Source organism: Legionella pneumophila subsp. fraseri (assembly GCF_000586315.1).
GTDB lineage: Bacteria > Pseudomonadota > Gammaproteobacteria > Legionellales > Legionellaceae > Legionella > Legionella pneumophila_B.
This window is the reverse complement of the sequence record NZ_JFIM01000050.1, coordinates 2,501-5,300: the sequence shown is the minus strand read 5'-3', so window position 1 is coordinate 5,300 and position 2,800 is coordinate 2,501. Positions and strand designations below refer to the sequence as shown.

Below are 2,800 nucleotides of genomic sequence, written 5' to 3'. Positions count from 1 at the left end.
AATAAAACCCTGGCGATGACCTACTTTCGCATGAGGAAGCCTCACACTATCATTGGCGCGGAAATGTTTCACTTCTGAGTTCGAGATGGTATCAGGTGGTTCCAAATCGCTATAGTCGCCAGGAAAACTGGTTTACCTGAGGCTTTGATTACACTATTAAGCCACAGGTTTGGTAAAGAGTCGGAGTTTACACGATGCGTTGTACGTATTCAATTCAATTATACATTCTGAAGTCACTCAGATTATATGGTCAAGACAATCAGCCAATTAGTACAAGTTAGCTTCACGCATTACTGCGCTTCCACACCTTGCCTATCAACGTCGTAGTCTTCAACGGGCTTCATGGGAAAACTCATCTTGAGGGAGGCTTCCCGCTTAGATGCTTTCAGCGGTTATCCCGTCCGAACTTAGCTACCCGGCCATGCCACTGGCGTGACAACCGGTGCACCAGAGGTTCGTCCACTCCGGTCCTCTCGTACTAGGAGCAGCTCCTCTCAATTTTCCTACGCCCACGGCAGATAGGGACCGAACTGTCTCACGACGTTCTAAACCCAGCTCGCGTACCACTTTAAATGGCGAACAGCCATACCCTTGGGACCTGCTTCAGCCCCAGGATGTGATGAGCCGACATCGAGGTGCCAAACACCGCCGTCGATATGAACTCTTGGGCGGTATCAGCCTGTTATCCCCGGAGTACCTTTTATCCGTTGAGCGATGGCCCTTCCATTCAGAACCACCGGATCACTAAGACCAACTTTCGTTCCTGCTCGAGCCGTCACTCTCGCAGTCAAGCACCCTTTTGCCTTTACACTCTTGGTACGATGTCCGACCGTACCGAGGGTACCTTTGTGCTCCTCCGTTACTCTTTGGGAGGAGACCGCCCCAGTCAAACTACCCATCATACACTGTCCTCATCCAGGATTACTGGACCAAGTTAGAACCTCAATAACAACAGGGTGGTATTTCAAGGGCGGCTCCATGAGAACTAGCGTCCTCACTTCACAGCCTCCCACCTATCCTACACAGTCATCATCAAAGTCCAGTGCAAAACTATAGTAAAGGTTCACGGGGTCTTTCCGTCTAGCCGCGGGTACACTGCATCTTCACAGCGATTTCAATTTCACTGAGTCTCGGGTGGAGACAGTGTGGCCATCGTTACGCCATTCGTGCAGGTCGGAACTTACCCGACAAGGAATTTCGCTACCTTAGGACCGTTATAGTTACGGCCGCCGTTTACCGGGGCTTCGATCAAGAGCTTCTCCGAAGATAACCCCATCAATTAACCTTCCGGCACCGGGCAGGCGTCACACCCTATACGTCTTCTTACGAATTTGCAGAGTGCTGTGTTTTTAATAAACAGTCGCAGCCACCTGGTCTCTGCGGCCCTCTCCAGCTCTGAAAGTAAATCCCATCACCAGAAAGGGCGTACCTTCTCCCGAAGTTACGGTACCATTTTGCCTAGTTCCTTCACCCGAGTTCTCTCAAGCGCCTTAGTATTCTCTACCTGTCCACCTGTGTCGGTTTGCGGTACGGTTCTCTATAAGTTATGGCTAGCAGCTTTTCCTGGAAGCCGGGCATCAATGACTTCTCTGTACCAAAAGGTCAGAACCACTTCGCACCTCAGAGTATCGGAAAACCGGATTTGCCAAGTCTTCCCCCCTACATGCAAGTACCAGGACAACCAACGCCTGGCTCACCTAGCCTTCTTCGTCCCCACTTCACCACTTATAAAAAGTCCAGGAATATTAACCTGGTTCCCATCGACTACGCTCTTCAGCCTCGCCTTAGGGGCCGACTCACCCTGCTCCGATTAACGTCGTGCAGGAAACCTGGGACTTCCGGCGTGTGGGCTTTTCACCCACATTATCGTTACTCATGTCAGCATTCGCACTTCTGATACCTCCAGCACACCTCTCAATGCACCTTCATCAGCCTACAGAACGCTCCCCTACCACGTGCGCCTTCGCGCACATCCGCAGCTTCGGTGACTAGTTTTAGCCCCGTTACATCTTCCGCGCAGGCCGACTCGACCAGTGAGCTATTACGCTTTCTTTAAAGGGTGGCTGCTTCTAAGCCAACCTCCTGGCTGTCTATGCCTTCCCACATCGTTTCCCACTTAACTAGTACTTGGGGACCTTAGCTGGCGGTCTGGGTTGTTTCCCTCTCCACGACGGACGTTAGCACCCGCCGTGTGTCTCCCGTGATTCAATTAGCCGGTATTCGGAGTTTGCATCGGTTTGGTAAGCCATGACAGCCCCCTAGCCGAAACAGTGCTCTACCCCCAGTAATCATTCACGAGGCGCTACCTAAATAGCTTTCGGGGAGAACCAGCTATCTCCGGGCTTGATTAGCCTTTCACTCCTAGCCACACGTCATCCGATAATTTTTCAACATTACCCGGTTCGGACCTCCAGTTGGTGTTACCCAACCTTCATCCTGCACATGGCTAGATCGCCCGGTTTCGGGTCTACTCCCAGCGACTATCGCCCTATTCAGACTCGATTTCTCTACGGCTCCCTTATGCAGTTAACCTCGCCACTGAAAGTAACTCGCTGACCCATTATACAAAAGGTACGCAGTCACACAGCCTAAACTATGCTCCCACTGCTTGTACGCAAACGGTTTCAGATTCTATTTCACTCCCCTCTCCGGGGTTCTTTTCACCTTTCCCTCACGGTACTGGTTCACTATCGGTCAGTAAGTAGTATTTAGCCTTGGATGATGGTCCACCCATCTTCAACCAGGATTTCACGTGTCCCGGCCTACTTGTTCGCGTGCCTAGTTCCTCATCAAACCTTCG

2 rRNA genes (1 of these 2 only partly in view) are annotated in these 2,800 nt (G+C 51.4%); both read right to left on the bottom strand.

Annotated features, from left to right (window positions below):
* Positions 1-7: 7 nt before the first annotated feature.
* A 5S ribosomal RNA gene (rrf, locus tag CC34_RS0110015) occupies positions 8-123 on the bottom strand.
* Positions 124-246: 123 nt separating this feature from the next.
* Positions 247-2,800 (bottom strand): 23S ribosomal RNA (locus CC34_RS0110010); it runs 339 nt beyond the window's last position.